This window comes from Infirmifilum sp. (assembly GCF_049970975.1).
GTDB classification, from domain to species: domain Archaea; phylum Thermoproteota; class Thermoprotei; order Thermofilales; family Thermofilaceae; genus Thermofilum; species Thermofilum uzonense.
The window spans coordinates 1-3,133 of the sequence record NZ_JBMFLX010000140.1 but is presented as its reverse complement, the minus strand read 5'-3'; the positions used below and the strand labels follow the sequence as shown (position 1 = coordinate 3,133).

Below are 3,133 nucleotides of genomic sequence, written 5' to 3'. Positions count from 1 at the left end.
TGTCAACCACGTACCTCCCTGAGGATACCATTCATCTTCCGCCTCTCCAGCTCCCCCTCCTCCCGGAGAAGCTCATCGACTATCCTCCGGTCTACCTCAACCTCCTTCAGCTTAAACGGTCTCAGAACAATGACGCCGTCCCGAGCTTCAGCCAAAACTTCCCCCTCCTCAATTCCCGCCGCCTCACGCAGCGATTTAGGGAGTATCAAAACCCCTTTCTTCCTTATCCTGAGCAAAACCTCCATGATTTGTTCTACTAAAAGGAATAGTTTAACTTATATTAAAGGTTAACCTTGAACGAAGCTGAACCTCCCACACAACCCCATATGAGACTTGATTAAGCTCCAGGTGGGTCCCCGATACCGCTAATCCGAGCTCCAGAGGATCCTAGAGGATAAAGCCGGATAAAAAGAGCCCTCGAAAATCCATCCTAAAACACCGAGTAGACTACCGGCCATATAAAGCCGTCAACACCCACTCGCGTCACCTTCACAATCACCTAAACGCCGCGTTGATAGAACCCCCCATCCGGTTAAGCTAACCACCCACTATCCACTCTTCAACGCCGACGAGCGAAGAACACTAGAGGCACAGCTAGGAGCGCCACCACGCCCGGCAATATGTTCCTCTGAAACGTGACAAGTAAGACCTTACTTTTTGGCCCCGGCGAGTCTACCTGGCTCTCCGCTCAGCATACCCTTAGTCTTCGCAGTTGAACCGGCAGCTCTTCCACCCGACGTCCCTTTGGCTCAACGAGAGTAAAAACAGCTACCATATATCATAAATATCAATAATATTAAGTATAGTGACGGGAGCTGTGACAGATAAGGGGATGAGGGCGGCCTTGCCCAAGCCACACAGCGTGTGGGCATTTGTTATCCTAGCTTTATACCTGGCATTCCTTGCATTCCTCCTCTTATACCCCATACTAGTACCCTGGTCACCTCCCAAGGAAAGCCCTCCAATAATCGAAAAGCCCCAGTGGCGCATAGCTATCGTGACAGAGGACCCGGTCTTCGCCGAGCTCATAAACTCGACAATCAAAGCCAAGGAGCTCGCGGTAATCCCCTCTGCAAGAGCCGAGGAGTCGGCCAGCTTCGACCTCGCCATCATAGGCTGGGACGTTTTGCCCGTGATCTCCGCGAACCCTGAACTCGTCAAAAGGCTACTAAACTCCACCCGGCTCATAGCGGTTGCAGAGCCTGGACAAGACGCCCTAACACTCCTATTCTCAGGGCTTGTCGAGCCCGTTAAGATCGGCGAGAAGAAGCCGACCAAGGACCCGATAGCCTTCCTGCCATTGGTAGAGAAAGACGGCTATCTCGTTCCAGGCTGTGAGTGCAGCGTCATCCTATTAGAGGCGAGACAGGCACCCGGTGGAAAGCTAATCCTAGGATACCGGGAAGCCACATTAACCCGGAAGAACAGGCTTCCCTGGGCCATCGCCGCAGTACTAGGGACGCCCTAGCACGCGAACTCCCACGGAGAGCGTCACTAGATGGTGTGTTCGTTCGTGGCCGGGTGAGAGTGCTTCCCCTAAATTCCCAACCACGGGTTCGAGTATGACCCCTTAACGACGAGCGTGCACCCCTCCCTAGCCCCGATGAGCACCCTAGCTGCCTTGGAAGTCAAAAACGCGGCCTTGGCTCCTTCAAGCGTACTTCCACACGCCCTTCCCCCTGAAGTTGAACACTATCGTCTTGTAGGCGCTCACCTGCTCTACGGAGTAAGCTATCCCCTCTCTCCCGATGCCCGACTCCTTGCGGCCGCCGTACGGGTAGTAGCCCACGCCGTGCCGAGGCATGTCGTTCACGTACACGGCGCCGAACTCCAGGAAGCGCACAAGCTTCCTGATCCTGTCTATGTCCTGGCCGAAGATCGCCGCGTCCAGCCCGTACCTGCGCCCGTTGGCCAGCCTAAGCGCCTCCTCGTCGCTGGCGAAGTCCGTGATCAGGGCTGCCGGCGCGAAGACCTCCTCCCTGTACATCACGGACTCCGTCAAGGCCTTCTTGTCCATAATCTCGACGAGCGTCGGCTCCACGTACGTTGGCCCGAGCCTCCTGCCGCCGTACAGCACCCTCCCGCCCCTCTCCACGGCGTCCTCGACGGCCCTCAGCATCTCGTCGACCGCGGAGGGGCTTATCAGGGGACCCATGGTGGTGCCCGGGCTCCTGGGGTCGCCCACGACGACCCTGGACAACCTCTCCACGAGCCTGGCCTTGAACTCCTCGTATATAGGCCTCTCGACGAGGACTAGCCTTACCGCGTCGCACCTCTGCCCCGCGTACGAGTATATGCCCCTCGCCACAGCCTCGATGGCCGCCCCTACGTCGGCGTCGGACAGCACGAGGGCGGGGTCCCCGCCTCCCAGCTCCATTATATACTGCTTGATGCCCCCGACGGAGAGGACCCTCTTGCCCGTCGAGCTACTGCCCGTGAAGCTCACCACGCTGATCCTCTCGTCCGCGACCATCCTGTCGCTCTCGGAGCCCGGGATCGTGAGGATAGCGAAGGACTCCCTGGGGAAGCCCGCCTCCTCCAGGAGCTTCGCGAGGAGTATGATCGGCACGGGGTCGGCGGAGGGGGGCTTCATGACCACCGCGTTCCCCGCCACGAAGCTGTACGTGAACTTCGCCACGGTGTCGAAGAGAGGGTAGTTGAACGGCGCGATCGCTAGGACGACACCGTAGGGCTCCCTGCGCACCAGCGCCTCGGTCTCCTGCGTCGTGGGGTCCCAGTCACCCGGGACGTACTCGCCGAATATTCTCCTGGCGTCGAGGTCGGCCCTCCGGAGCCTGTCGATGCTGGCGTCCACCTCCCCCCTCGCCTCGGCCCGGGTCTTCCCGGCGTTGACGACGAGGCTCAGCTCCAAATCCTCCCTGTGCCTCTCCATGAGGTCGGCCAGCCTCTCGAGTAGCTCGAGCCTCCTCCACCCAGGGGTGTCCCGCACCTGCCACCGGCCCTTCTCGTAGACGAGGCCCAGCGCCCTGTCGGCCTGCTCCCAGGAGAGCTTAGGGACCTCTGCTATGACGCTGTCGTCGATAGGGGATCTAACCCTGATGTACTCCCTCCCGCCCTCCCACTGGCCTGCGACATACGTCTTGAAGCGGTAGAAGCCCTCGACCTCCTCGTA

Annotated in this window: 3 protein-coding genes; 1 reads left to right on the top strand and 2 read right to left on the bottom strand. The window is 59.1% G+C overall.

Features of this window, described 5'->3' with window-relative positions:
• Positions 1–2: 2 nt before the first annotated feature.
• Positions 3–245, bottom strand: coding sequence for an AbrB/MazE/SpoVT family DNA-binding domain-containing protein (locus ACP5KC_RS09635; protein ID WP_428287421.1), 243 nt, complete (start codon positions 243–245; stop codon positions 3–5).
• Positions 246–805: 560 nt separating this feature from the next.
• On the opposite strand from ACP5KC_RS09635, the gene ACP5KC_RS09630 reads away from it, so the two are divergent.
• A complete protein-coding gene (locus tag ACP5KC_RS09630) occupies positions 806–1,468 on the top strand; it encodes a hypothetical protein (RefSeq protein ID WP_428287420.1) in 663 nt (220 codons plus the stop codon).
• A 183-nt stretch (positions 1,469–1,651) separates the two neighbouring features.
• Here ACP5KC_RS09630 and gapN read toward each other — a convergent pair.
• Positions 1,652–3,133, bottom strand: a 1,482-nt coding sequence (gene gapN / locus ACP5KC_RS09625) for an NADP-dependent glyceraldehyde-3-phosphate dehydrogenase (RefSeq protein ID WP_428287419.1), incomplete at its 5' end; no start/stop codon positions are given.